At 68.3% G+C, this 24,845-nt stretch carries 28 protein-coding genes; 11 read left to right on the forward strand and 17 right to left on the reverse strand.

The genetic code is table 11. The annotated features are described in order from the left end of the window. The first annotated feature begins 22 nt into the window (after positions 1-22). Positions 23-1,957, forward strand: coding sequence for a propionyl-CoA synthetase (locus tag QNJ30_03345; protein ID MDJ0942468.1), 1,935 nt, complete (start codon positions 23-25; stop codon positions 1,955-1,957). Between the two features lie 74 nt (positions 1,958-2,031). Here QNJ30_03345 and QNJ30_03350 read toward each other — a convergent pair whose 3' ends face one another. Further along, a complete protein-coding gene (locus QNJ30_03350; GenBank protein ID MDJ0942469.1) occupies positions 2,032-2,244 on the reverse strand; it encodes a hypothetical protein in 213 nt (70 codons plus the stop codon). A gap of 115 nt (positions 2,245-2,359) precedes the next feature. On the opposite strand from QNJ30_03350, the gene QNJ30_03355 reads away from it, so the two are divergent. Next, complete coding sequence (locus tag QNJ30_03355) at positions 2,360-3,136, forward strand: glucose 1-dehydrogenase (protein MDJ0942470.1); 777 nt, start codon at positions 2,360-2,362, stop codon at positions 3,134-3,136. Positions 3,137-3,157: 21 nt separating this feature from the next. On the opposite strand, the gene QNJ30_03360 is transcribed toward QNJ30_03355, so the two are convergent. From QNJ30_03360 to QNJ30_03375, 4 genes are all read right to left on the reverse strand, one after another. Further along, on the reverse strand, positions 3,158-4,048 hold the full coding sequence (locus QNJ30_03360) for a TauD/TfdA family dioxygenase (GenBank protein MDJ0942471.1): 891 nt from the start codon (positions 4,046-4,048) through the stop codon (positions 3,158-3,160). A 40-nt stretch (positions 4,049-4,088) separates the two neighbouring features. Then, a complete protein-coding gene (locus tag QNJ30_03365; GenBank protein MDJ0942472.1) occupies positions 4,089-4,544 on the reverse strand; it encodes a hypothetical protein in 456 nt (151 codons plus the stop codon). A 20-nt stretch (positions 4,545-4,564) separates the two neighbouring features. Next, positions 4,565-5,233 (reverse strand): DUF1013 domain-containing protein, encoded by a 669-nt coding sequence (locus QNJ30_03370; GenBank protein MDJ0942473.1) that lies wholly within the window; start codon positions 5,231-5,233, stop codon positions 4,565-4,567. Positions 5,234-5,394: 161 nt separating this feature from the next. Beyond that, on the reverse strand, positions 5,395-6,390 hold the full coding sequence (locus QNJ30_03375) for an NAD(P)H-quinone oxidoreductase (protein MDJ0942474.1): 996 nt from the start codon (positions 6,388-6,390) through the stop codon (positions 5,395-5,397). 87 nt (positions 6,391-6,477) lie between these two features. On the opposite strand from QNJ30_03375, the gene QNJ30_03380 reads away from it, so the two are divergent. Next, positions 6,478-6,660: a DUF1192 domain-containing protein gene (locus QNJ30_03380; protein MDJ0942475.1), complete on the forward strand. Its 183-nt coding sequence runs from the start codon at positions 6,478-6,480 to the stop codon at positions 6,658-6,660. On the opposite strand, the gene QNJ30_03385 is transcribed toward QNJ30_03380, so the two are convergent. Further along, positions 6,657-6,872 carry a hypothetical protein gene (locus QNJ30_03385; protein ID MDJ0942476.1) on the reverse strand — a complete coding sequence of 72 codons (216 nt, stop codon included), beginning with the start codon at positions 6,870-6,872 and terminating at the stop codon, positions 6,657-6,659. The two genes, QNJ30_03380 and QNJ30_03385, sit on opposite strands and share 4 nt — an antisense overlap. 135 nt (positions 6,873-7,007) lie before the next feature. Here QNJ30_03385 and QNJ30_03390 point away from each other — a divergent pair, with 135 nt between their 5' ends. After that, the gene (locus QNJ30_03390) at positions 7,008-7,790 is read left to right on the forward strand and encodes a 3-hydroxybutyrate dehydrogenase (protein MDJ0942477.1); all 783 of its coding nucleotides are present in this window, start codon (positions 7,008-7,010) and stop codon (positions 7,788-7,790) included. Positions 7,791-7,804: 14 nt separating this feature from the next. Here QNJ30_03390 and QNJ30_03395 read toward each other — a convergent pair whose 3' ends face one another. Next, positions 7,805-8,374, reverse strand: coding sequence for a pyroglutamyl-peptidase I (locus QNJ30_03395; GenBank protein ID MDJ0942478.1), 570 nt, complete (start codon positions 8,372-8,374; stop codon positions 7,805-7,807). A gap of 121 nt (positions 8,375-8,495) precedes the next feature. On the opposite strand from QNJ30_03395, the gene ppk2 reads away from it, so the two are divergent. Both ppk2 and QNJ30_03405 read left to right on the forward strand, forming a co-directional pair. Next, positions 8,496-9,416 (forward strand): polyphosphate kinase 2, encoded by a 921-nt coding sequence (gene ppk2, locus QNJ30_03400; GenBank protein MDJ0942479.1) that lies wholly within the window; start codon positions 8,496-8,498, stop codon positions 9,414-9,416. 91 nt (positions 9,417-9,507) lie between these two features. Then, on the forward strand, positions 9,508-9,912 hold the full coding sequence (locus QNJ30_03405; protein MDJ0942480.1) for a RidA family protein: 405 nt from the start codon (positions 9,508-9,510) through the stop codon (positions 9,910-9,912). A 61-nt stretch (positions 9,913-9,973) separates the two neighbouring features. Here the strand turns inward: QNJ30_03405 and QNJ30_03410 are convergent, their stop codons facing one another. Beyond that, positions 9,974-10,717, reverse strand: a complete 744-nt coding sequence (locus tag QNJ30_03410; GenBank protein MDJ0942481.1) for a DUF429 domain-containing protein — start codon at positions 10,715-10,717, stop codon at positions 9,974-9,976. A gap of 445 nt (positions 10,718-11,162) precedes the next feature. Between QNJ30_03410 and QNJ30_03415 the strand changes: the two genes are divergently transcribed. The 3 genes from QNJ30_03415 to QNJ30_03425 are packed head-to-tail and all read left to right on the forward strand — an operon-like array spanning position 11,163 to position 13,704. After that, positions 11,163-12,458: an O-acetylhomoserine aminocarboxypropyltransferase gene (locus QNJ30_03415; GenBank protein MDJ0942482.1), complete on the forward strand. Its 1,296-nt coding sequence runs from the start codon at positions 11,163-11,165 to the stop codon at positions 12,456-12,458. 12 nt (positions 12,459-12,470) lie between these two features. Next, complete coding sequence (locus QNJ30_03420; GenBank protein ID MDJ0942483.1) at positions 12,471-13,259, forward strand: alpha/beta hydrolase; 789 nt, start codon at positions 12,471-12,473, stop codon at positions 13,257-13,259. A 7-nt stretch (positions 13,260-13,266) separates the two neighbouring features. Beyond that, a complete protein-coding gene (locus tag QNJ30_03425; GenBank protein ID MDJ0942484.1) occupies positions 13,267-13,704 on the forward strand; it encodes a thioesterase family protein in 438 nt (145 codons plus the stop codon). Between the two features lie 152 nt (positions 13,705-13,856). On the opposite strand, the gene QNJ30_03430 is transcribed toward QNJ30_03425, so the two are convergent. The 4 genes from QNJ30_03430 to QNJ30_03445 all read right to left on the reverse strand — a co-directional run bounded on the left by QNJ30_03430 (position 13,857) and on the right by QNJ30_03445 (position 16,523). Further along, positions 13,857-14,474 (reverse strand): TPM domain-containing protein, encoded by a 618-nt coding sequence (locus QNJ30_03430; GenBank protein ID MDJ0942485.1) that lies wholly within the window; start codon positions 14,472-14,474, stop codon positions 13,857-13,859. A 2-nt stretch (positions 14,475-14,476) separates the two neighbouring features. Next, a complete protein-coding gene (locus QNJ30_03435; GenBank protein ID MDJ0942486.1) occupies positions 14,477-15,289 on the reverse strand; it encodes a TPM domain-containing protein in 813 nt (270 codons plus the stop codon). Further along, positions 15,286-15,882 carry a LemA family protein gene (locus tag QNJ30_03440; protein ID MDJ0942487.1) on the reverse strand — a complete coding sequence of 199 codons (597 nt, stop codon included), beginning with the start codon at positions 15,880-15,882 and terminating at the stop codon, positions 15,286-15,288. Before QNJ30_03440 ends, QNJ30_03435 begins: the two co-directional genes overlap by 4 nt. Before the next feature lie 179 nt (positions 15,883-16,061). Then, positions 16,062-16,523, reverse strand: a complete 462-nt coding sequence (locus QNJ30_03445) for an Hsp20 family protein (protein MDJ0942488.1) — start codon at positions 16,521-16,523, stop codon at positions 16,062-16,064. Between the two features lie 288 nt (positions 16,524-16,811). Here QNJ30_03445 and QNJ30_03450 point away from each other — a divergent pair, with 288 nt between their 5' ends. Continuing rightward, the gene (locus tag QNJ30_03450) at positions 16,812-17,195 is read left to right on the forward strand and encodes a DUF1465 family protein (protein MDJ0942489.1); all 384 of its coding nucleotides are present in this window, start codon (positions 16,812-16,814) and stop codon (positions 17,193-17,195) included. Between the two features lie 23 nt (positions 17,196-17,218). On the opposite strand, the gene rpmE is transcribed toward QNJ30_03450, so the two are convergent. Then, positions 17,219-17,449 (reverse strand): 50S ribosomal protein L31, encoded by a 231-nt coding sequence (gene rpmE, locus QNJ30_03455; GenBank protein ID MDJ0942490.1) that lies wholly within the window; start codon positions 17,447-17,449, stop codon positions 17,219-17,221. A gap of 245 nt (positions 17,450-17,694) precedes the next feature. Between rpmE and QNJ30_03460 the strand changes: the two genes are divergently transcribed. Further along, a complete protein-coding gene (locus QNJ30_03460) occupies positions 17,695-19,527 on the forward strand; it encodes an ABC transporter transmembrane domain-containing protein (protein MDJ0942491.1) in 1,833 nt (610 codons plus the stop codon). A gap of 34 nt (positions 19,528-19,561) precedes the next feature. On the opposite strand, the gene QNJ30_03465 is transcribed toward QNJ30_03460, so the two are convergent. The 4 genes from QNJ30_03465 to QNJ30_03480 all read right to left on the reverse strand — a co-directional run bounded on the left by QNJ30_03465 (position 19,562) and on the right by QNJ30_03480 (position 24,776). Then, the gene (locus QNJ30_03465) at positions 19,562-20,569 is read right to left on the reverse strand and encodes an alpha/beta hydrolase-fold protein (GenBank protein MDJ0942492.1); all 1,008 of its coding nucleotides are present in this window, start codon (positions 20,567-20,569) and stop codon (positions 19,562-19,564) included. A gap of 144 nt (positions 20,570-20,713) precedes the next feature. Then, positions 20,714-21,973, reverse strand: coding sequence for a peptidoglycan -binding protein (locus tag QNJ30_03470; GenBank protein MDJ0942493.1), 1,260 nt, complete (start codon positions 21,971-21,973; stop codon positions 20,714-20,716). 3 nt (positions 21,974-21,976) lie between these two features. After that, positions 21,977-23,113, reverse strand: coding sequence for a flagellar motor protein MotA (locus QNJ30_03475; GenBank protein MDJ0942494.1), 1,137 nt, complete (start codon positions 23,111-23,113; stop codon positions 21,977-21,979). 313 nt (positions 23,114-23,426) lie between these two features. Beyond that, on the reverse strand, positions 23,427-24,776 hold the full coding sequence (locus QNJ30_03480) for a hypothetical protein (protein ID MDJ0942495.1): 1,350 nt from the start codon (positions 24,774-24,776) through the stop codon (positions 23,427-23,429). Positions 24,777-24,845: the final 69 nt, after the last annotated feature.

The raw sequence follows: 24,845 nt of genomic DNA on the forward strand, positions 1-24,845 counted from the left end.
GGGCAGGGGCGCTGCTGCAGCGATCCGGCGCAGAGCCGGCAAGAAAAGCAAGAGGAGGCAGGGGATGAGCCGTTTCGACGAGGTGCAGGCGCGGTCGCTGTCCGATCCGGAAGGGTTCTGGGGCGAGGCGGCCCAGGGGCTGCATTGGGACAAGACCTGGGACCGGGTGCTGGACGACTCCAACCCGCCCTTCTACCGCTGGTTCCCCGGCGGCGTGCTCAACACCTGCTACAACGCCCTCGACCGCCACGCCGACGGCGGCCGCGGCGAGCAGGCGGCACTGATCTACGACAGCCCGGTCACCGACACGATCCGCAGCTACAGCTATCGCGAGCTGCGCGACCTGGTGGCCAGCTTCGCCGGGGCCATGGCCGCCAAAGGGGTCGGCAAGGGCGATCGGGTCATCGTCTACATGCCGATGGTGCCGGAGGCGGCGATCGCCATGCTGGCCTGCGCCCGCCTGGGGGCCATCCACTCGGTGGTCTTCGGCGGCTTCGCGGCCAGCGAGCTGGCGACCCGGATCGACGACGCCAAGCCGAAGATGATCGTCTCGGCCTCCTGCGGCATCGAGCCGGGCCGGGTCGTGGCCTACAAGCCGCTGCTCGACAAGGCGATCGAGCTGGCCGAGCACAAGGTCGGGGCCTGCATCATCCTGCAGCGTCCGATGGAGCGGGCGGAGATGGTCCCCGGCCGCGACCACGACTGGGAGGAGGTCGCCGCGACCGCCGCGCCTCACGACTGCGTGCCGGTGCTGGCGACCGACCCGCTCTACATCCTCTACACTTCGGGGACCACCGGGCAGCCCAAGGGCATCGTGCGCGACAACGGCGGCCACGCCGTGGCCCTGTACTGGAGCATGAAGAACATCTACGACGTCGAGCCGGGCGAGGTCTATTGGGCCGCCTCCGACGTCGGCTGGGTGGTCGGCCACTCCTACATCGTCTATGCACCGCTGCTGCACGGCAACACCACCGTGATGTACGAGGGCAAGCCGGTCGGCACGCCGGATCCCGGCGCCTTCTGGCGGGTGATCTCGCAGCACGGGATCTCGACCATGTTCACCGCGCCGACCGCCTTCCGCGCGATCCGCCAGCAGGATCCGGAGGGCGAGCACATCGGCCGCTACGACCTCTCGAAGTTCCGGGCGCTGTTCCTGGCCGGCGAGCGCTGCGACCCGGACACCCTGCACTGGGCGGAGGAGAAGCTGCAGGTTCCGGTGATCGACCACTGGTGGCAGACCGAGACCGGCTGGGCGATCGCCGCCAACTGCCTGGGCATCGAGCAGCTGCCGGTCAAGGCCGGCTCGCCGACCCGGGCGGCGCCGGGCTGGGACGTCCGGGTCCTGGACAACGAGGGCCGGCCGGTCGGCCCCGGCGACATCGGTGCCATCGTGGTCAAGCTGCCGATGCCGCCTTCCTCGCTGCCGACCCTGTGGCAGGCCGAGGACCGCTTCCGCCAGGCCTATCTGACCGAGTATCCCGGCCACTACCAGACCGGCGACGCCGGCTACATCGACGAGGACGGCTACATCTTCGTCATGTCGCGCACCGACGACATCATCAACGTCGCCGGGCACCGGCTTTCGACCGGAGCCATGGAGGAGGTCCTGGCTGCCCACCCCGACGTTGCCGAATGCGCGGTGGTCGGCGTGCACGACAAGCTCAAGGGCCAGCTGCCGGTCGGCTTCCTGGTGCTCAAGGCCGGGGCCGAGCGCGAGGACGAGGAGATCGTCAAGGAAGTGGTCCAGATGGTCCGCAATGAGATCGGCCCGGTCGCGGCCTTCAAGCTAGCCACGGTGGTCAAGCGCCTGCCCAAGACCCGCTCCGGCAAGATCCTGCGCGGCACCATGCGCCAGATCGCCGACGGCGAGGCCTACAAGGTGCCGGCCACCATCGACGACCCGGTGATCCTGGAAGAGATCACCGACTCCCTGCGCGGCATCGGCTACGGCGGGTAAAAAAAGTGGCGCGTCCTTGCAGAGCGGGGGCTGGACGCGCCTAGTTCACAGGGAGTCATCGGGCCAAAGGGTCGTCAGGCCGCGGCCTTGTCCGGCACCTCCTCGGCGAGCAGGACTGTCAGGGCGCCGGCCCAGCCGTTGGCACGGCAGGCCCGCAGCGCGCCCTCCCGGCCGAGCTTGGCCCGAAGGTCCTGGGCCAGGTGCTCGTGGGGCGCCGGTGCCGCGATCTCGCGGCCGCCCAGGAGGCGCGGCGCGGGCCTTTGGATATTCGGTTTCAAGGTCGTCATCTCTCGGCTCGCGTCCCGGTTTTGGTTTGGGGCTCTGCGCTGCGGCTCGGTTGAAGCCTCCGGCGCCGCGTGGCAGCTTCTGTTCTCGATAACGAAACCGGGTGAGGGTTATTCCATGCGCCTGAAGGACAAGGTTGCCGTCGTCACCGGTGCGGCGCGCGGCATCGGCCGCGCCTGCGCCGGGTGCCTGGCCGCGGAGGGGGCCAAGGTGGTGCTCTCCGACGTCGAGGAGGCGGGCGGCGAGGCGGCGGCCGAGGCGCTGCAGGCCGAGGGCGCCGAGGCGCTCTTCGTACCCTGCGACGTCGGCGACAAGGCGCAGGTCGAGGCCCTGGTCGAGCGCAGCGTCGCCGCCTACGGCGGCATCGACACCGCGGTCGCCAACGCCGCCATCGTCAAGGCCGCCGACTTCCTCGACTTCACCGAGGAGGACTTCGACGAAGTGATCCGGGTCAACCTCAAGGGCGTCTTTCTCACCGGCCAGGCGGTGGCCCGCCAGATGGTCGCCCAGGGGCGGGGCGGGACCATCGTCAACATGTCCTCGGTCAACGCGGTCATGGCGATTCCCTCGATCCTGCCCTACGTGGTCGCAAAGGGCGGGGTCAACCAGCTGACCAAGGTCATGGCGCTCGCCCTGGCCGAGCATGGTATCCGGGTCAACGCCATCGGTCCCGGCTCGATCGCCACCGAGCTGGCCGCGTCCGTCCTCGCCGACCCGGAGAAACGCCGCGGCGCGCTTTGCCGCACCCCCCTCGGCCGCTTCGGCGAGCCTGAGGAGATCGGCAAGGTTGCGGTCTTCCTGGCCTCCGAGGACTCGAGCTACATCACCGGTCAGACCCTCTACCCCGACGGCGGCCGCCTGGCGTTGAACTACACCGTGCCGGTGCCGGAGTAGGAAGAAGCCCGGCCACGAGAGTTAGTCGGCAGCAGCTTGGGGCTTCTGTCCGCCGATGGTCGTGCGGTGCAGGAGGCGGCGCTGGCCGTCGTAGTCGTTGATCGCAAGGTGCTGGGTCACCCGGTTGTCCCAGAGCGCCAGCGAACCCGGAGCCCAGCGGAAGCGGCAGGAGAACTCGGGCTTTGTGGCGTGGCCCTGGAGGAAGTCGAGCAGCGGCTTGCTCTCCTCGCGGGTCATGTCCTCGAAGCGCAGGGCGTAGACGGGGTTGACGAAGAGCGCCTTGCGGCCGGTCACCGGATGCCGGAGGACCACGGGATGGGCGGTCTCGAAGTCGGCCTCCGGGTTGTCGCGGTCGATCCGCATCGAACGGCTGAGGCGGAAGTTCGACAGCGCCTCGTTCCGGGTGCCGTAGTAGGGCGCGGCCGTGTGCATCGCCTTCATGCCCTCCAGCAGGGCCTGCAGGCCCGGCGAGAGGGTCTCGAAGGCCAAGGCCATGTCGATCCACAGGGTGTCGCCGCCGGTCTCCGGGACCTCGAGCGCGTAGAGGCAGGTCGCGGCCGGGGGCTCGGGCAGGAAGGAGAAGTCGGAATGCCAGGTGCCGCCGAAGGTCGAGATCTTGGCCTCGTCGGCCTCCTTAAGGACGACGATGATCTCGGGATGGTCCGGGTGCGGGGCGATGAAGGGCATGCGTTCCGGCACGCCGAAGCGGGCCGAGAAGGCGATCTGCTGCTCGGGGGTCAGCTTCTGGTCACGGAAGAAGATGACCTTGTGCGCGGCGAAGGCGCGGTCGATCTCCGCCGCCTGCCGCTCGTCCAAGGGCTCGGCGAGGTCGACGCCGTCGATCTCGGCCCCCAAGGCGCCGGAGACCGGCTGGACCGTGATTCTGCGATAGGTGCTTGCGTCCTCGGGCATTTGGCTCCCCCGGCTTCCGGCGCGCCGGCGCCCGGCGGGATCAGCCCTCGAGCCCGCCCCAGGTGCCGTTGTTGGCCTTGCAGGCGATGGATTGCACCACATGGGCCCGGCCGCCGGCCAGGACCTTCTGGGTCAGGCGCTTGCAGGGCCGGCCGTCGGGGCCACGGAAGGCCGAGTTGATGTTGAACTGGCCGCCGTTGCCGCTCAAGGGGTTGTACCAGGAGGTCTTGCCGCCCTCGGGCCGGCTCTCCAGGGCCTCGCCGGCGGCGTTGCGGAAGTGGCGCTGGTCTTGGTCGCTGAGCATGGCGTCGACCACGCCGCCGCCGAGCACGTCCCGGAACTGGTCCAGCATGGCCCAGCCGGCATCGCTGTCGGCGTAGACGAGGGCGGCGTCTTCGGCCGGGCCCGGGGTCGGAAGAGCCTCCCGGCTCGCCGACTGGCAGGCGGCGAGGCCGGCAAGGATCGCAAGCGCCAGGACGGCGCGGAACCGCGACATCTCGGGCATCTCCCTCTGGCTCAGCCTTCGAGCGTCGCTTCGCTGTCGGCGCCGGCCTCCGCGGGGACTTCGGCCGGCGCTTCGGCTGCAGGGGGCGCGCCGACCTCCGCCTGAAGCTTGGCCTCGGCCTTGGCGGCCTCCTTCTCGGCGGCCTTGCGGGCCCGCTCCGCAGCGCGCTGCGCCTTCTCGATCACCGCGTTCAGTTCGCCCTGGCCACAGAGGCCGAGCAGCACCGGATCGCGGGGCTGGATGTTCGCCATGTTCCAGTGGGTCCGCTCGCGCACCGCCTGAATGGTATTCTTGGTGGTGCCGATCAGCTTGCTGATCTGGGCGTCCGAGACCTCGGGATAGTTGCGCAGCAGCCAGGCCACGCCGTTGGGCTTGTCCTGGCGCTTGGCGACCGGCGTGTAGCGCGGGCCCTTGGTCCGCTTCGCCGGCTGCGGCAGGTCCTGCTTGGCGAGCCGCATGCGCGTCGTCGAGTCGCCCTGGCAGCGGGCGATCTCTTCCTTGGTCAGCTGACCGTTGGCGATGGGATCCAGGCCCTGCATCCCGGTCGCGATCTCGCCGTCCGCGATCCCCTGGACCTCGAGGGGGTGCAGACCGCAGAAGTCCGCGATCTGGTCGAAGGTCAGGGCGGTGTTCTCCACCAGCCACACGGCGGTGGCTTTGGGCATAAGCGGCTTGGACATGCTTCCTCCATCGGCAGGCCGGCTCGAGCGCCGACCAAGCCCAGCGGGCCGGATTGCCCGCCGATCACCCTCACGCTAAATGGGGGATAGCCGAAATATAGGCGCCGGGACCGGCCCTGGAAAGCCCGGAACGCCCGGAAGCCGCCGCTGTCTTGGAAGCGTCATACGGTCAGGACGATCTTGCCGATGTGGCTGCTGCTCTCCATCAGGCGGTGGGCCTCGGCCGCCTCGGCCAGGGGAAAGGTCTTGTACATCACCGGCTTGACGTCCCCGGACTCGAGCAACGGCCAGACCTTTTCCTTAAGGCTCTGGGCGATCGCCGCCTTGAAGTCGAAGGGCCGGATGCGCAGGGTCGAGCCGGTCACCGTCAGGCGCTTCAGCATGATCGGCAGGAAGTTGACTTCGACCTTGGGGCCGTTGAGGAAGGCGATGAACACCAGGCGGCCTTCAGGCGCCAGGGCCTTGATATCACGCGCGATGTAGTCGCCCCCGACCATGTCCAGGATCAGGTCGACGCCTTCGCCGGTGGCCTCGGTCACGACCTCGACGAAGTCCTCCTCGCGGTAATTGATCGCCCGCTCCGCGCCCAGCTCCTCGCAGGCCCGGCATTTCTCGGCCGAGCCGGCGGTGGCGAAGACCCGGGCCCCGAAGCGCGCGGCCAGCTGGATCGCCGTGGTGCCGATGCCGCTAGAGCCGCCGTGCACCAGGAAGCTCTCGCCCGACCGCAGGCCGCCGCGGTCGAAGACGTTGGACCAGACGGTGAAGAAGGTCTCCGGCAGCGCGGCCGCCTCGGCCAGGCTCAGGCCCCGCGGCACCGGCAGGCACTGGCCGACCGGGGCCGTACAGTACTCGGCATAGCCGCCGCCGGCGACCAGCGCGGTCACCTGGTCGCCGCCGTGCCAGCCGGTGACGCCCGGCCCGGTGGCGACGACCTCGCCGGCCAGCTCCAGGCCGGGGATGTCGGTCACCCCCGGCGGCGGCGGATAGCCGCCCTTGCGCTGCAGCACGTCCGGCCGGTTGACCCCGGCGGCGGCGACCTTGATCAGCAGCTCGCCTTCCCCGGGCTTTGGCACCGGCCGAGTGCAGGGCACCAGGGCCTCGGGGCCGCCCGGCTCGGGGATCTCGATGGCGGTCATGCTGTCCGGTATCTGGTACATCCTGGTCTCCCCAAAGCTGGCGCGCTGCCGCCGATCTAGTATCATGCGAGCCGGGATGGCAAGCGCCGCATCTTCGAGGGGCCCGACATGGAACTGGAAGACCTTGAACCCAGAACCAAGCAGCCGAAACCCAAGGACCTGGAAAGCCTCGGGGTCGAGGAACTGGAGGAGTATCTCGCCAAACTGGAGGCCGAGGCCGAACGGGTGAAGGAGAAGATTGCCGCCAAGAAGGCCTATCTCTCCGGCGCGGATTCGCTCTTCAAGAGCTAGGCTGCGGTCCGGCGCCCGCGGCCCCGCAAGTAAAGCAACCAGCCGAGCGCTCCCAGGATCAGCACGATCACCAGCCAGCCGACCCGCGGGCTGAAGGGACAGCGCGCGCCGGGCGGCATCCGCCAGGGCCCGCCCCGGGGCGACAGCGCCACGTGCGCGATCGGCAGCAGATAGAAGCCGATCAGGAAGGTCCAGGCAGCCAGCGGGTTCATAGCACGGCCATTCTGAGCCCCCGGAGTATCGGGTTCCAGCCCCTACGCCTCAATGTTGCGGCTGTTTCACTTTCTCTTGCCGTCCTTCGCGATTATGTAAGCCTCCACACGAGCGTTCAGGACAGGGAGAGTGGCATGCTCAAAGGCAAGACGGCTTTGGTGACGGGATCGACCAGCGGCATCGGCTTGGGGATTGCCCGCGCCCTGGCGGGGCAGGGCAGCAATATCGTACTCAATGGACTCGGTGATGCCGCAGAGATTGAAAGCCTGCGCCATGAGATCGCCGAGCAGGCGGGGGTCGATGTCCGTTTCTCCGGTGCCGACCTCTCCAAGCCCGAGGAGATCGCGGCCATGGTCGAAGAGACGGAGGCGGCCTTCGGCGGGGTTGATATCCTGGTCAACAACGCCGGTATCCAACACACCGATCCGGTCGATGCCTTTCCGCCGGAGCGCTGGGACGCGGTCATCGCGATCAACCTGACCGGCGTCTTTCACAGCATCCGCGCGGTCCTGCCCAGGATGCGCGCGCGCGACTGGGGCCGGATCATCAACGTCGCCTCGGCCCACGGCTTGGTCGCCTCGGTCAACAAGAGCGCCTATGTCGCCGCCAAGCACGGCGTCGTCGGCCTGACCAAGGTCGTGGCGCTGGAGACCGCCGAGGCCGACATCACCTGCAACGCGATCTGCCCCGGCTGGGTCCTGACCCCGCTTGTCCAAAAGCAGATCGAGACCCGCGCGGAAGAGGAAGGCATCTCGGTCGAGCAGGCGGAGTACGACCTGCTAAGCGAGAAGCAGCCCTCGAAGAAGTTCGCGACCGTGGAACAGATCGGCGAATTGGCGGTCTTTCTTTGCGGCCCGGGCGCGGCGCAGATCACCGGCACCACCCACTCGATCGACGGCGGCTGGACGGCGCAGTGAGGGTCCTGCGCCATCTAGGGCTCCGCGATCCAGGCCCTGACGATGTCGACGAAGGCCTCTAGGCGTTTGTCCGAGCGCTCGACCCGCGGGAGATGCACGAAGCCAGTGCGAGTGCCCGGGAAGGCTGTGGCCGCGAGGTGCGCCGCGGTGAAGAAGGCATGGTTGCAGACGTAGCCGCCGGCGTCGCGTGATAACTCCACCTCCTCCCCGAGGCCGCGGGCGGTCTCGGCCATGCGGCCGAGCGGCAGGGTGCTCCAGTAGCCGACGGGCGCTCCGGCAAGGATGCGCTGACCTTGCCGGACCTCGCCGTCGTTGTCGGGGGCCGCGGCATCGTTCAGGTTCAAGGCGACCTGCTCGAGACGGATCCGGACGGCCTCGCCGGCAAGGCCGAGCATCAGCGCTCTTCGCGGCCGATGTGCCCGGAGCAGATCGCCGATGCCGGCTTCGGCCCGCCGGTAGGAGGTCGGCAGCACGGCCGTCACGACGGCGGGGTCGCCCAGCGCGGCGAGCGCCGACACCACCAGCTCCGAAGGGTTGCAGCTCGCGCCGCCGAAGGGCTCGAAGCCCGTTACCAAGTTTGCCATGGTCGTCACCCCGTAGCCGCAGCCAGCCCCGCGCTGATTCTAGTCAAAGTCCTGTAGTACTTTGCAGCCTATAGTATCACTCCGAACCAACATCGTTACTCGAACGGGGAAGCAGGGCAGCATGAGCACCGAAACACGTGAGCCGAGGGAGCAGAGCTGGGTCGAGGCAGAGCTCGAGGACAGCTTCGACGAAGAGCTGGAGATGGAGATCGACGACGAGCGGATCGCCAGAGAGCTCCGTACGATCACCGACCTCAAGCACACGTCGACCCTGGAGCGGCGCTTCTACTTCCACGAGCTGTTCCGCTTGCAGGCGGAGCTGGTGAAGCTCCAGGACTGGGTCGTGCAGACCGAGTACAAGCTGGTCGTCGTCTTCGAGGGCCGGGACGCGGCCGGCAAGGGCGGCGTGATCAAGCGCATCACCCAGCGCCTGAACCCGCGGGTCTGCCGGGTCGTGGCCTTGCCTGCGCCGACCGAGCGCGAGAAGTCCCAGTGGTACTTCCAGCGCTACGTGCCGCATTTGCCGGCCGGCGGCGAGATCGTGCTCTTCGACCGCTCCTGGTACAACCGCGCCGGGGTCGAGCGGGTCATGGGCTTCGCGACCCCGGACCAGGTCGACGAGTTCTTCTACGATGTTCCGGAGTTCGAGCGGATGCTGGTCCGATCGGGCATCAAGCTCATCAAATACTGGTTCTCGATCACCGACCAGGAGCAGCAGCTGCGCTTCCTGATGCGAATCCACGACCCGATGAAGCAGTGGAAGCTGAGCCCAATGGACCTGCAGTCGCGCGTCCGCTGGGAGGACTACACCAAGGTCAAGGAGCAGATGTTCGAGCGCACGAACATTCCGGAAGCCCCGTGGTTCATCGTCGAGGGCAACGACAAGAAGCGGGCCCGGCTCAACTGCATTCATCACCTCCTGCAGCAGATGCCTTACCGGGAGGTGCCGCAGGCGCCGATCACGCTTCCCGATCGGGATCACAATCCGGACTACGAGCGCAAGGTTCTGCCCGACGAGCTCTATGTCCCCCAGACCTACTGAGGTCTGGTCTGGGGGAGGGCGCGGACAGCAGACCTCGGTCGTTCGGAGAGGGCGCAGTCGGATAGGAAGGGCGTGCTGGGTCTCGCGATGAATGAGATCGATAGACTGGACCCACCCGCATTGGCGGATCCCTCCGACTGGCTACGCGCAAGTGGTCACCGCTCCCGCGGACGCTCGGCTCGTCTTCGTGTCGGGTCAGCTCGGTGACCGTCCGGACGGCCGCAGGGCCCCGACCTTCGGGGCGCAGGTCGCCTGGAGCTTCGAGAACCTCGAACACGCGTTAAGGGCTGCCGGCGCCTCGCGCCGATCGGTGCTTCAGATCACGATCCTCGTCGTCGACCACGATTCCGGTCGCCTGCAAGTTGTTTCGGAAGCGCGGCGGCAATTCTTTGGAGAGCACAGGCCCGCGAGCACCTTGATCCCCGTTCCTCGCCTGGCCTGCGATTGGATGCTGTTCGAGATAAACGCCATCGCCCTCGCCGGCACGGCCGATTGAGCAGTGACCCCTTGTCCCTTTGGCTCCGAGATTCGCTCTTGCGAGTTTCGGAAGCGGGACACTAGTACCAGATCTCCATCCTCAAGCCCCTCGCATCGTGTAGCGGTTCTTCGGGCAGGCGGACGGCCTCGCCCCGGAGCATGCGGTGGGCGGCCAGGGCGCAGGCCGCGGCATCGATGACGTCGTCGGGCTGGACCTGCGCCCGCGGGAAGACGTCTAGCAGTCGCTGGATGCCCGGGAGTCCTGCGCCCGCAAGGAGCTGCAAGCGGGCCTCGCGGCCTTCCGCGCTGCGCTTGCCGGGCAAGGGGGCCCAGCCGTTCAGGTGGTGGAAGATCAGCTCCGGATGGGCCTCGCGGACGCGGTCCTGGTCCGCAGGGCCCAGAGCCTCGTCCAGCTCGCGGATCTTGGGCAGGATGTTCCAGCTCTGCTTGCTGAGGCCACAGCCCTCGCGGCGCCGGCCCTCGGCCTGGGCCTCATCCCAGGCGCCGCAGTCGAGCATGTAGCGGCGCGGGGCCGGGAAGACGCTGGACTTGCGCCCGCGCGGCAGCAGCCGCCGAGCCGCGACGTCGCAGCCGCGCGGCCCGACATCGGCCAAGCCGATCGGCATGTCGACGGCGACCAAGGCGGCCAGGTCCCGCTCCGCGGCCAGCGCCGACCAGTCCGCCGCCAGCGCCGCCCTCAATTTGCCGGATTCCGGCTCCAGGATGACAGTGACCCAGCCGGCGCGACAGCCGTCGAGGCCCAGAATCTTTTTTTTTCCACAGATTTTCCCTCTCTGGGCATATTTGGTTAAGAAATTAACCATTTGTTAGGAACCGCTCACTATTTTGGGCAGTGACGGTATTGGTTCCTGTCCTCCCACGGGAGCCTGACACGTCGCTCTGACGTGTATCCGTTCCTTGAATGCCTCCCTGTTGACTTGCCGCCCGGCCTCTTGGCCGGGCGGCCTTGTTTTTTTCTGCGGGTTTTCCCTTATCCCAGAATCCATTCTTGACCACTTAGGGGCAGCACCATAGTGTCTTCCTCCACGGCAAGTTGACAGGTCGAGGCTTCAAAGAACAAGGAGGGCGTGAGCCGGCGAAAGCCAGGCTCAAAGCCCTCCAAGTTCTTTTGGAGCCAATTTTTTTTCCAGATCGTTCGGGACTTCCTCCGGCCCCTTCAGAGACGCACGGGCGGCGGCGCTGACCCTGTGCGCCGGCGCTGGCCACTGCGACCGTTTCCTGTAAGGTGGCGCCAAGGGGAGATGCGCCATGGCCGATCCGAAGTTTCTCAAGTTCGACACCCTCAGCCTGCACGCCGGACAGCGGCCCGACCCCACCACGGGCTCCCGGGCGGTGCCGATCTACCAGACCACCTCCTACGTGTTCCGCGACACCGACCACGCCGCGGCGCTCTTCAACCTGGAGCGGACCGGACACATCTACTCGCGGATCTCCAACCCGACCACGGCGGTCCTGGAGGAGCGGGTGGCGGCCCTGGAGCAGGGGGTCGGCGCGGTCGCCACGGCCTCCGGTCAGGCCGCCCTGCACCTCGCCATCACAACCCTGACGGGGCAGGGCGGCCACATCGTCGCTTCGGCCTCGCTCTACGGCGGCAGCGTGAACCTCCTGGCGCTCACCCTGCCGCGCTTCGGGATCGAGACCACCTTCGTCAAGCCGCGCGACCTCAAGGGCATGGAGGCGGCGATCCGCCCGGAAACCGCCCTGATCTTCGCCGAGACCCTGGGCAATCCGGGCCTCGAGGTGCTTAACATCCCGGCGGTGTCGGAGATCGCCCACCGCGCCGGGATCCCGCTCCTGATCGACAACACCTTCGCCAGCCCCTTCCTCTGCCGGCCGGTCGAGTTCGGCTGCGACCTGGTCATGCACTCGGCGACCAAGTGGCTCGGCGGCCACGGCGTCGCGATCGGCGGCGTCATCGTCGACGGCGGCCGCTTCGATTGGGAGAAGAGCGGCCGCTTCCCGACCCTGACCGAGCCTTACGCCGGCTACCACGGCATCGACTTCGCCGAGGAGTTCGGCCCCCAGGCCTTCTGCATGCGGGCCCGGGCCGAGGGCCTGCGCGACTTCGGCGCTGCCATGAGCCCGGCCAACGCCTTTCACATCCTGCAGGGCGTCGAGACCCTGCCGCTCAGGATGGAGCGCCACGTCGCCAACACAACTGTCGTGCTGGAGTTCCTGCTCGAGAACGAGGCCGTTTCCTGGGTGTTGCACCCGATCCTGCCCAGCCACGAGGACCACGAGCTCGCCAAGCGCCTGCTGCCCAAGGGCGCCGGCTCGATCGTGTCCTTCGGCGTCAAGGGCGGGCGCGCAGCCGGCCGGCGTTTTATCGAGGCCTGCGGCCTGGCGTCGCACCTGGCCAACGTCGGCGACGCCAAGACCCTGGTCATCCACCCGGCCAGCACCACCCATCAGCAGATGGACGCCGCGCAGCTCGAAGCCGCGGGGGTCGGCGAGGACATGATCCGGCTCTCGGTCGGCTTGGAGGATCCCGGCGACATCGTCGAAGACCTGCGCCAGGCGCTGCGCGCCTCCCAGAAGAGCTAGGAACAGGGCCTCATGGAGCTCGACGTCGACGGCCAGAGCGTCTTCGCGGCCACGGGCGGGCGGCCCTTCGACCCTAGCCTGCCGGCCATCATCTTCATTCACGGCGCCGGCCTGGACCACACCGTTTGGGCCCTGCAGACCCGCTACTTCGCCCACCATGGCCACGCGGTCCTTGCGGTCGACCTGCCCGGGCACGGCCGCTCGGAGGGTGCGCCGCTCGAGACCATCCCGGCCCTGGCGGACTGGATCGGGCGCTTGATCGAGGCCGCCGGCCTCTCCGAAGCGGCCCTGGTCGGGCATTCCATGGGCGCGCTGGTCGCGCTGGACTGCGCCGCCCGCCACGGCGAGGCAGTGGCGGCGATCGCCCTGCTCGGCGCCGCGCCCGCCATGCCGGTCCATCCCGATCTGCTCAGCGCGGCCGAGGCAAACAGCCACCTGGCCTTCGACCTGGTAACCTCCTGGGGCCACGGGCCGGCGGGCCACCTGGGCGGCAACCTGGCCCCAGGCCTCTGGCTAATGGCCGGCGGCGAGCGCCTGCTGGAGACGGCCAAGCCGGGGGTGCTGTTCACCGACCTGCGGGCCTGCGCCGACTACGACGACGGGATGGCCTCTGCGGCTGCAGTCGCCTGCCCGGCGCTGCTGGTGCTGGGCGCCGAGGACCGCATGACCCCGGCCCGGGCCGGCCGCAAGTTGGCCGAAGCGATCTCCGGCGCCCGGGTCGAGGTCATCCCTGGCTGCGGCCACATGATGATGGCGGAGAAGCCGGACCAGACCCTGGATGCCCTCAAGACCCTTCTGTGAGCCCTGAATGATCGACAGCTCCGCCGAAGCCCGCGCCGGCTATCCCCACTTCCTGACCATCCCGACCCGCTGGATGGACAACGACATCTACGGCCACGTCAACAACGTGGTCTACTATTCCTACTTCGACACGGTCATCAACGAGTACCTGATCCGCGAGGGCGGGCTCGACATCCACGACGCGGCGGTGATCGGGGTCTGCGCCGAGTCCGCCTGCCGCTTCCGGGATTCCTTCGTCTTCCCCGAACCGGTCGAGGCCGGGCTGCGGGTCGGCGAGCTGCGCAACCGGGCGGTGCGCTACGAGATCGGCCTGTTCAAGGCGGGGGCCGACACGGCAGCCGCGAGCGGGCACTTCGTCCACGTCTTCGTCGAGCGGGCCGGGATGCGCCCGACCGAGATCCCGGAACCGATCCGCGCAGCCCTGGCACGGCTGGTCGCCGGATAGCGATCTGCCGAGTTGGGCCCAAGGGCCCCGGTGGGCTCACCCTTCGACAAGGGGCGCCGCCCAGCGCTTCGCGCGGATGAAGGAGGCTGCCAGCTCGCTGTCCACCTTCACACCGAGCCTGTCGAAGTGGGAGGGTGGATTCCGAGTCGCCTCTACAGCTCGACCAGGTGGTTGGGCAGCTCGTCCGGATTGCGCGGCTCCGCCGGGAAGTGCTCGGCCAGCAGGGCGCCGCAGCGCTCGACGGCGTTCAGGAAGGCCTCGGCAGTCTGCTTGGCCCGGACCTTGGCCACGAAGTCGCGGACGATGCCGTCCCAGGATCCGGGCGGGACCCGGTCGTTAATCCCCTGGTCGGCCATAATCTCGACGTAACGCTCGGCCACCGACACGAAGATCATGATGCCCGAGCGGCCCTCGGTGTGATGCAGGCCCTGCTCGACGAATTGCGCCCGCGCCAGGCGACCGGCCCGCTGCCGCTTCAAGGCCCGGGGGATCAGACGCATCTTGATCGGCTGCCAGCGGGTCAACAGGCCGAGGCCCAGGAAAACGACGATCTGGATCTCGTAGATCTGCAGAGCGGTGAGCGGCAGGTCCAGCAGCACCAGGGGCAGGGGGGTCAGAAGGGCGGTGCCGGCCGCCCAGAGCAGGGGCAGGAAGGGGTAGTCGTCCGCCTCCCGGGCGATGATGGTCACGATCTCCCCGGCCGTGCGGCTTTCCGCCTCCTGGATGGCCCGGGCGATCCGCGCTTTGTCTTCGTCCTTTATGAATTCCATGCTCACCAACTTCCCGATGACCCGCCGCCTCCGAAACTGCCGCCGCCGCCGCCGAAGCCGCCGCCGCCGCTAGAGCCCCCACTGCCGAAGCCCCGACCGCCCCAGCTACGGCTGCCCCGGCGACGGTCGCCGTCATAGGTCCAGACTTGGCCGTCGTCATCGACGTGTCTCTTGCGGCGCCCTTGCCCTGCGGTGGCTCTATATTTGTAGTTCATGAAGAACAGAAGCAAAAACACAAAAAGAAAACCGCTGAGAGCCACAACTACAATAAAGCCGTCGGGATTGGCAGTTCTCGGAGCCTTGTGTGTCGGCGCCCTGTAGCTGCCCTGGATGGCCAGGAGCATGGCGTCAACCCCGGCCTCGATGCCGGCCTCGAAGTCGCCGCGCTTGAAGCGGGGCGTGATCTCGTACTCGATGATCGAACGGGACAGGATGTCGGTCAGGTCGCCCTCCAGGCCGTAGCCGACCTCGATGCGGAGCTTGCGCTCCTTCGGGGCCACGATCAGCAGGGCGCCGTTGTCGCGCCCGGCCTGGCCGATCTGCCAGTGCCGGCCCAGCTCGACCCCGAAGCGCTCGATCGTATAGCCCTGGAGCGAGGGCAGGGTGACCACGACCACCTGGTTCGAGGTCTGCGTCTCGTGGGCTTCGAGTTGCTGCACCAGGCGCGCCTCGGCCGCGGCCGACAGGAGGTCGGCCCCGTCGACGACCCGTCCGGTTAGGGCCGGGAACTCGGGCGCTGCCGAGGCCGGCACAGCGGCCAGCAAGACAAGCGGCGGCAGCAGTCGGGAACCGGAGTAAATCACCTTGCCGATCATTGGAAGGAAACCTCGGGCGGCTCGCTGGAGCCCTCCGGGGCGCTGAAGGTCTCCTTCAGCTTGAGGTCGCTGTAGAGGATCGCCGCCCAGATCCGGCCTGGAAAGGTCCGCAGCTCGGTGTTGAAGGCCTGAACCGCCTGGATGTAGTCGCGGCGCGCGACGGCGATGCGGTTCTCGCTGCCTTCGAGGCTCGACTGCAGGGCCAGGAAGTTCTGGTTCGAGGTCAAGGTCGGATAGCGTTCGACCACGACCAGGAGCCGGGCCAGGGCCTGGCTCAGCGCGCCCTGGTTGGCCTCGAACTTCCGGAAGGCCTCCGGGTTCTCGATGATGTCCTTGGGAATGGTCATCTGCGCGACCTTGGCGCGCGCCTCGACCACGGCGGTCAGCACGTCGCGTTCCTGGCCGGCGAAGCCCTTGACGGTCTCGACGAGGTTGGGGATCAGGTCGGCACGGCGCTTGTACTGATTCTCGACCTCGGCCCAGGCCGCCTTGGCGGCTTCATCGCGTGTCGGGAGCTCGTTGACGCCGCAGGCGCTGAGCGAAAGCCCGAGCAAAAGGACCGCCAGGAGTCGGCTCGCGTGCCGCCATGCCATTCTTTGTCTCCCCCAGTTGCAAAAGCCTGCGCGCCGCGCGTGTCATAGCAGACGGTGCCGCGACCGTCGGCGCAACTTCTCCTCCTCCGGCCCGCCGCGACGGGGCCGTCACTCGGTTGTTGTCCGCTTGAAAAGGGCCCGGCCGGAGACCGGCCGGACCCCCGAAGATCTGGCCGCGGTCAGGCGGCCTTCTGCTCGATGGACTTGGTCTTGCCACCGGCGGTCTTGATCGCGATCTGCCTGGGCTTCATGGCCTCGGGCACCTCGCGCACCAGGTCGATGTGCAGGAGACCGTTCTCGAGCCGCGCCCCGGTGACCTGGATGTGGTCGGCAAGATCGAAGCGGCGCTCGAAGGCCCGGCGGGCGATCCCGCGGTGCAGGAACTTCTGCTCCGCGTCCCGCTTCTCGGCCTTGCCGGAGACGACCAGGATGCCGTCGCGGACCGTCACATCAAGAGCGTCCTCACCGAAGCCGGCAACCGCCATGGAGATGCGGTAATCATCCTCGCCCAGCTTCTCAATGTTGTAAGGCGGGTAGGAAACGGCTTGGTCGTCAACCCGGGTCGCGCTGTCGAGCAGCCTGGCCATGCGGTCGAAGCCGACGGTGGAACGGAAAAGGGGTGTCAGGTCAAAACTATGCATCGCCACATCCTCCTTGAGCGATATGGTTAAGGGTGGCCCGCCGTTTTCGGCCGGACCGATCCATGCTCATTCCGTCGGAGACCCTCCACGAGGCGTTCTCCAGGAACCTCTCTCAAGTGAGGAGGCGTTGCTTGTTTTTCAAGAGGTTCCGGGTCGATGGTCTAGATATCAAGAAAATGCTAATCAACCGGTCGCATATTTGTGGTATTTTTTATGAGACCCTAAGTATTAGATCTAAAATTCAGAGATTTTGATTGAGGTTTTGTTTTGCCCGATCAGCAGACAGTGGTGGCGTTCTTCGACAGCACCTACGAGGAAGCCCTGGGCCTGGCCTGCGAGCTCCGGGATCGCATCGCGGCCAAGGGCGGCGAGGGCCGGCCCGAGCCCGAGGACTACCATGCCCGCCTCTACGGCAGCTGCGAATGCCTTCGCATGACCGCCCGCCTGACCCAGGTGATCGCTTGGTTCCTCGTTCAAAAGGCGGTTCACGCGGGCGAGCTGAGTCGGGAGGAGGCCAGGGCGAAGCACCGCCGGCTCGGCGGTCAGGCGGTCTGCAATCCGGATCGTGAGCTCAAGGATGCCGGCCTGCCGCCGGTGCTCGCCGATCTGCAGCGGCGCACGGGCGAACTCTACGCCCGCGTGGCGCGTCTGGATTCCATGATGAACGGGTGAGGGCCGCGGAGCGGCGGCCCGGGCTACTTGTCGCCTTTGAGGCCCAGGCCCTGGAAGCGCTTGTTGAATTTGGCCAGCTGGCCGCCGGTGTCGACCAGGCGATGGACGCCGGTCCAAGCCGGATGGGTCTTGGGGTCGATGTCCAGGCGCAGGCTGTCCCCGGCCTTTCCGTAGGTCGACCGGGTGGTGAAGGTGGAGCCATCGGTCATGATGACCGTGATCTCGTGGTATTCGGGATGGATTCCGTCCTTCATCGTCCTGCTCCTTTCGCAGCGGCGGGTGTATACCTGAGCCGGCAGCGCTTGGCAAGGACTGCCGCGCGGCTTTCTGGGCGGCCCATGGCCTTGTGGTTTCGCGGAATCATCGGCGGTCTCGAGGTTGCCGGGTGGCGGGCCTTGGGCTAGGGATAGCTGCCGTTTTTCGAGCCCGGAAGGACCATGCAGGCAAAGACCGACCGACAGCGCTCCAAGACCGCCGGCCGACCGCTGGGCGCGGCCGGATGAGGGGTGCCGCCAAGGCCGGCAAGACGGAGGAGCGGCCGCGGAGCCGGCGCCTGGCCGAGCTCGGCCATCTCTGGCGCTATGTCCGCCGCTATCCCTGGCAGCTCGCCGGCGCCTTCGTCGCCCTGGTGATCGCGGCCGGCACGGTCCTGGCCATGGGTGTCGGCCTGCGCCGCCTGGTCGACGACGGCTTCGCCAGCGGCAACGCGGCGCTGCTGGACCAGGCGGTCTTCGTGCTCTTCGGCGTCACCCTGGTGCTCGCCGCCTCCAGCTTCGCCCGCTTCTACCTGGTCTCCTGGATCGGCGAGCGGGTGGTCGCCGACATCCGCATGGAGGTCTTCGACCATGTCATCACCCTGCCGCCCTCCTACTTCGAGATGACGCGCACGGGCGAGGTGATCTCGCGCCTGACCACCGACACCACGGTCCTGCAGGTGGTCGTCGATTCCACGGTATCGATCGCGATCCGCAACGCCCTGCTGCTGGTCGGCGGCACGGTCCTGCTGATCGTGACCAGCCCCAAGCTGACCGGTCTGGTCTTCCTGGTGGTGCCGCTGATCCTGCTGCCGATCCTGATCTACGGCCGGAAGGTCCGCCGCCTCAGCCGGATCACCCAGGACCGGGTCGCCGACGTCGGCGTCTACATCAACGAGTCGATCGGCGAGATTCGCACCGTCCAGGCCTTCGGCCACGAGCCGGAGGACCGCAGGAGCTTCGCCGGCCGGGTCGAGGAGACCTTCCGTGCGGCGATCGCGCGGATTCGGGCGCGAGCCCTGCTGACCGCCGCGGTGATCATCTTCGCCTTCGGAGCGATCAGCGTGATCCTCTGGATCGGCGGGCATGACGTCCTTTCCGGACGCATCTCCGGCGGCGAGCTCTCGGCCTTCGTCTTCTACGCCGTCGTGGTCGCCGGGTCGATCAGCGCCCTGAGCGAGGTCATCGGCGACCTCCAGCGGGCGGCCGGCGCCACCGAGCGCCTGCTGGAGCTGCTGTCGACCCGACCGGAAATCGCGGCGCCGGAACGGCCGCTGCCGCTGCCGCATCCGGCGTGCGGCGCGGTCGCCTTCCGCAACGTGGAGTTCCGCTACCCGGCGCGGCCCGAACAGGCGGCGCTGCACGGCTTCGACGCCGAGATCCAGCCGGGCGAGAAGGTCGCCCTGGTCGGGCCCTCCGGCGCCGGCAAGACGACCGTCTTCCAGCTGCTGCTGCGCTTCTACGATCCTCAGGAGGGGGCGGTCCTGCTCGACGGCGTCGACCTGCGCGAGGCCGAGCCCGCGGCGCTGCGCGCGCGCATCGGCCTGGTGCCCCAGGAGCCGGTGCTGTTCTCCGCCAGCGTCCTGGACAACATCCGCTACGGCCGGCCCGAGGCTTCCGAGGCCGAGGTCCGGGCGGCGGCCGAGGCGGCCAACGCCCTGAGCTTCATCGACGAGCTGGCCCAGGGCTTCGATACCGACCTGGGCGAACGGGGCGTGCGGCTGTCCGGCGGCCAGCGCCAGCGTATCGCCCTGGCCCGGGCCGTGCTCCGCGATCCGGCGGTGCTGCTGCTGGACGAGGCGACCAGCGCCCTGGACGCCGAGAGCGAGCGCAACGTGCAGCAGGCGCTGGACCAGCTGATGACGAACCGCACGACCCTGGTCATCGCCCATCGCCTGGCGACCGTGCTCAAGGCCGACCGGATTTTGGTCCTCGACCAGGGCCGGATCGTCGAGAGCGGCCGCCACGCCGAACTGGTGCGCCGCGACGGCCTCTACGCCCGCCTCGCCGCCCTGCAGTTCGAAGACGCGGAACTGCTGCGCGGCGACGGCGCCCGGAACGAGGCGGCGACGGGGTAGTGGTCTCGGCGCTTCGCCATCTTCGGAGGCCGCCTCACGACAAGGCCTTGGCAAGGAACGGCAGGCTCGCGTCCATGCGGTAGTCGACCGACGAGTGGTTGTCGTCGAACTCCTCGTAGACGTGATCGACGCCGGCCGCGACGAGCTTTCGGTGCAGTCGGCGGGCACCGTAGACGAGATTGTATTGGTCGACCCTGCCGCAGTCGATCCAGAGCGCCTTCAGCGCCTTAAGGTCCTCGGCGTGGCGTTCCGCCAGGACGACGGGGTCCCAGCGCCGCCACGCGGCCCAGCGCTCCTCGATGATCTCGCAAGTCTCGGGATCGACCGGCAGGCGAATCCCGCAGAAGGCCTCCGGGTCCGGGTCGTAGGTCGCCGCCATCGCGAGGGTCATGAGGTTGTGGATGTCCTTGCCGTTCCACTTCGGCCCGGCCTCGAAGTCGGTGACGAACTTCTCGATCGACCCGTCCTTCTTGGCGAGCGCCCGCAAAAGGGTCGGCATCTCCGGCAGGTAACAGAGCTCGAAGGCCATGTCTCCGGAATGGCAGGCCGCGGCGGCCCAGCAGTCGGCATGGCGCATGGCGTGTACGATGGCCCCATAGCCGCCGGAGGATTTGCCGAAGACGCCGCGCCGGCCGGTTCCGCCGCAGCCGAAGCGCCCCTCGATGGCCGGCAGCATCTCCTCGATCAGGAAGGTCTCCCAGTGCCCCATGGCCTCGGAGTCGATGTACTGGTTGCCGCCGAGGCGGGTGAAGCAGTCGGGAAAGGCGACGGCGACCGGGGGCATCTCGCCTTCGGCGATCAGGCGATCCAGACGCTCCGGCAGGTTCTCCCCGAAGTTCCTCCAGTTGACGTGCGACGGCCCGCTTGCGGTGAAGCCGACCAGATCGACCAGAAGCGGCAGGTCCCGGCCGTCGTGTCCATTGGGGAGGTAGACCACGACATCGCGCCTACTGGGATCGCCGAGCAGGTTCGACTTCAGGACCGAAGACTCGAGGCTCAGGCGATCAAGGCTGCCAGCCGGTGTCGTGTGGCTTCTGCGCATCTAAGGAGTTCCCGTGTCTGGCGAGGTCCGGTCCACGACGAAGGCTGACCGTAGACCGGCCGCCCAGGGGGTAGGGGAGCCTAACCCGACAGGAGCGAAGGAGTCTCGCAAGAGCAGCCTGCGATCGCTGGAACGGAGCCTTCGCTAACGCTGGGTGAACTTCAGCTCGATGCGGCGGTTGCGGCGGAAGGCGACTTCGTCGCTGCCGCTGTCGATCGGCTGGAACTCGCCGAAGCCGGTGGCGGCCAGGCGCCGTGCCGGCACGCCCTCGCCGATGAGGAAGCGCACGACGGAGATCGCACGGGCGGTCGACAGCTCCCAGTTCGAGGGGAACTCCGCGGTCGATATCGGGCGCCGGTCGGTGTGGCCGTCGACCCGCAGCACCCAATCGATCTCGTCCGGGATCTCGCGGGCGATCTCGTTAAGGGTGTTGGCCAGGCGCGCCATCTGGACCCTGCCGCCCGAGCCGAGCGCGGCCGAGCCCGACCCGAAAAGAATCTCCGACTGGAAGACGAATCGGTCGCCGACCACCTGGATATCCGGCCGCTCCCCCAGGACCTGGCGCAGCCGGCCGAAGAACTCCGAGCGGTAGCGCGCAAGCTCCTGGACCTTGGTCGCCAGGGCGACGTTGAGCCGGCGGCCGAGATCGGCGATCTGCACCTCCTGCTCCTTGTTCTTGGCTTCGCTCAGATCCAGCGCCTCGCTGAGCTGGGACAGCTGCTGGCGTAGTGCCAGGATCTGCCGGTTGAGCAGCTCGGCCGCCACCTGGGCCTCCTCGGTCAGGCTCTCCTGCTCGGACAGGCGGCCGGCCAGCCTCTCCTTCTCTTCCGCGGCCGAATCCAGCTCGCCCTGGGACGCCGCCAGCTGCGCGCGCAGGTCGTCCCTCAGGCTCTTAAGGATCGCCAGCTCGGCAAGCTGCGCCTCGATCTTCTCCTTGTCGGCCTCGATGGTCTTGTAGGCGTCTTCCAGCTGCCCGCTGACCTGGGAGCTCGAGGAGACCGCCTCGTCGAGCCGGGCCGAGAGGTCGTCGCGCTCCCGGGTCAGGAGCGAGAGCTGGTCTTTCAGCCGGTCGCGCTCCTCGGTCAGACCGGAGAGCTGGCTGCTGAGGCTCTCGCGCGCGGTCAGAGAGGTGTTCAGCTCCTCGGAGACCTCGTTGAAGTCGCTCTGCAGCCGGAAGCTCTCGGCCCGTTCCAGGGCCAGCAGCTCGCCCAGCTCGGCGACCTGGCGTTGCAGCCGCTCCAGGGCGGCGTCGCGGCCCGAGAGGGCGGTCGACAGGAAGTACTGTGCGATCATGAAGACCATGAGGACGAAGATCACCACCAGAAGCAGGGTGGAGAGCGCGTCGACAAAGCCGGGCCAGATGTTGACCGACCGCTGGCGGCCCCGGCGTTCCAGCGCGAACATCGCCTAGCGGGCCTCCGTGTCCTCGGCCAGGGCGGCGATGGTGCGGGCCAGGAGGCGAATCTCGCTGCGGATCTCCTCGACCGCCTTGTTGCGGCCGCTGGCGGCTTCCTGCACGAGGCGGCCCATGTGATGATCGAGGTTGCGCAGGTGGTCGCGGCTGGCGTCGTCCAGGCCGCCGACCCGCGTGCCGTTGACCTCGGCCAGCTGGGACAGCACTGGGCGCAGCTGGGCCTGGCTCTCGGCCAGGCGGGTCAGGATCGACTGCTCGCTGCGCAGCTGGTCGGTCAGGGTGCCCAGGCGCTCGGCCAGGACCTCGAGGCTGTGGTCCATGTTGAGCCGGCTCTCCTCGGACTTGGCCATGGTCCGCTGGAGCGAATCCAGGCTGTCGGCGGTCTGCTCGAGCAGCGCCTGGATAAAGGCCGGCACCGGCTGGTCGCCGTCGGCCAGGGGTCCGCCGCCGGTCAGACGCGTGACCTCGGAGAGCCACTCCTCAAGCTCGTTGACGAAGCGGTTGTGAGCCTGGGCGGCCTGCAGCTCGAGGAATCCCAGGATCAGCGAGCCGGCGAGCCCGAAGAGCGAGGAGCTGAACGCCGTGCCCATGCCGGACAAAGGGGTCTCCAGGCCCTGCTTCAACTGGTCGAACATCGCCGTGGCGTCACCGGTGCCGCCGCTGAGGCCTGAGATCGTCGCACCGACCGCGCCAACGGTCTCCAGCAGCCCCCAGAAGGTGCCCAGCAGGCCCAGGAAGATCAGCAGGCCGATCAAGTAGCGGGACATGTCGTGGGATTCGCTGATCCGGCTCTGGATGCCGTCGAGCAGCGAGCGCATGGACAGCGCCGAAAGCCGGATCCGCCCGGTGCGCTCGCCCATCATGGTGACCATGGGGCCGAGCAGCTTGGGCGGCCGCTCATCGCTGGCCGCGCCCGGCATGACCAGGCTGCCGCTCTTCTCGCGGATCAGGCGTTGCAGCCAGTTGACCTCAGGGTTCAGCGCAATGACCTGCCGGAGGCTGTAGCCGATGCCGAACAGCAGGACGCCCAGGATCACCCCGTTAAGCACGGCATTCGCGCTGAAGGCTTCCTGGAGGCGGGGGTAGAGAACCGCGCAGATGGCGCCCACCACCAGCAAGAAGATCGCCATTCGGGTAAGGTAGCGGTAGGGCCGAGTGATCATGTCTTTTCAGGCTTTGGCAGCTTCCAGATGGGTTCGGCGCCGGAGATCCCTGAGGCGACGGCCGGTGCCGCGAGAAGGCACGGCAATAGACGATGGCGCGCCCGACGACTCGGCGCCAAGGAAAGGATAGCAGATTCGGTCCGAGGAAAGGCCTCCAGAAACTTCAAGCCCCTTCCCTTGTTCACAAGGCGTCAGCCTGCCGACGCAGTGCGGCAGAACTGTGGCGCCTTCCCGCGGCAGCACCAGCCCATCGCCTGGATAGACTGGCGCCGAAGCGGGTCTATTGGGACACGAGTTCGTAGTCGATCCGCTCCGCCGGACCGTCGGTCGACTGGTCCCCGAGGGGTCGCAGAAAGACCTTCTTGGCTTTGACGCCCCGCCTCTCCAGATAGCCTCGGGCGACCAGGCCTCGGTTCAAGGACATCCGCCGCGGGTCCCGGCCGGTCGCGTAGGCGCGGAACTCGACGCCCTCGGCCTCGGCGGCGAGCAGGCGTTCGGCCAGGCCGTCCAGCACGGCGCGCGCCTCGGCTGAGAGCTCCGTCGAACCGGCCTCGAAGAGGATCCGTCCCTCCAGGGGTACACCGGCCGGCGGTCGGGTCGCCACCTGTGGCTCGCCCACCCTTGGCTCATCGGGCTTCGAAGCGACGGCCCCGAGCCGTTCTTCCGGATCGGGGGCGGGCGCGGCCGGAGGCGCCTTTGTTGCCTGGACGGCTTTGGCGGTCGTCTCCGCGGCGACGGCGGGCGGGACCGGCGGCTCCGGCACCGGCGGTGCGGTGATCCTGCCGGGCCGCGGCGCCTGGGGCTCGGCGGCTTCGGCCAGCTCGTTCAGGATCGCAGCCGGGGCGGGCTGGGCGCCGACCGAGTCGGCGGGCGCCTCGACGGCCGGCGGCGGCAGGGCCGTGGGCGGCGGCTCCGGGGGCGCGGCCTTTGGCAAAGCTGCCTGGACGGCAGGAACCTCGATTTCGCCGAGGTCCTCCAGGGGCAGCGGTGCCGGGGCCGGCACCTCGAGGTCCGCAGCCTCCGGCGGGGGGGCATCTGCGGTCGCTTCGGCAATCGGAGCCGATGCTTCAGGCGGGGGCGTGTCTTCGATCAGGGCCGAACGGGCGATCGGTGCAGAACTGACAGCGGGCCTTGCAGGCCGCGGCGGGACATCGCGCGGCTTGACGACATCGCGCGGCTTGACCACCGCCGGCTCGCTGGGGCGGCCGCGAGAGCGCGCGCCCTCGATCGCTTCGAGCTCCGAGGTCAGGACACTCGGGGCCGGGGGCGCCTGTGCCGGCTGGGCCGGCCCGACCTGGCCAAGGGGCACGACGTAGAGGCGGCTCTCCAACTGCCAGGGCGGGGGCGTCTGCAGCGGCGCGCGTGGCTGCCGTTGGCTGCTTGGACCCGGGGTCGGCGGGTCCTTCTCGAGGCGCTCCAGAAGCCTGGTGTTGATGTAGACGTCGGGCGGCTCGGCCGGAGCGCCGCCGTCCTGGGCCAGGGCCGGCAGCGAGACCGGCGTCGACAGCAGGACCGTGAGCAGAAGCGCTCTTGCGGTTCGGGCGAAACGGCCGGAGCCGGGGGCGCGCCTCCTGGCTCCTTCACCGGCCCGCTCCGGCCGCCCTTTCCCCGGTCCTGCACGCTTCGGCATCTTCCCCGGCCGCGCTCCTTGCGCTTTAGATCCTTGATTCGTAACCTAATCCTGCAGGGCGGCCGGCGG

Source organism: Kiloniellales bacterium, from assembly GCA_030066685.1.
Taxonomy (GTDB): domain Bacteria; phylum Pseudomonadota; class Alphaproteobacteria; order Kiloniellales; family JAKSBE01; genus JAKSBE01.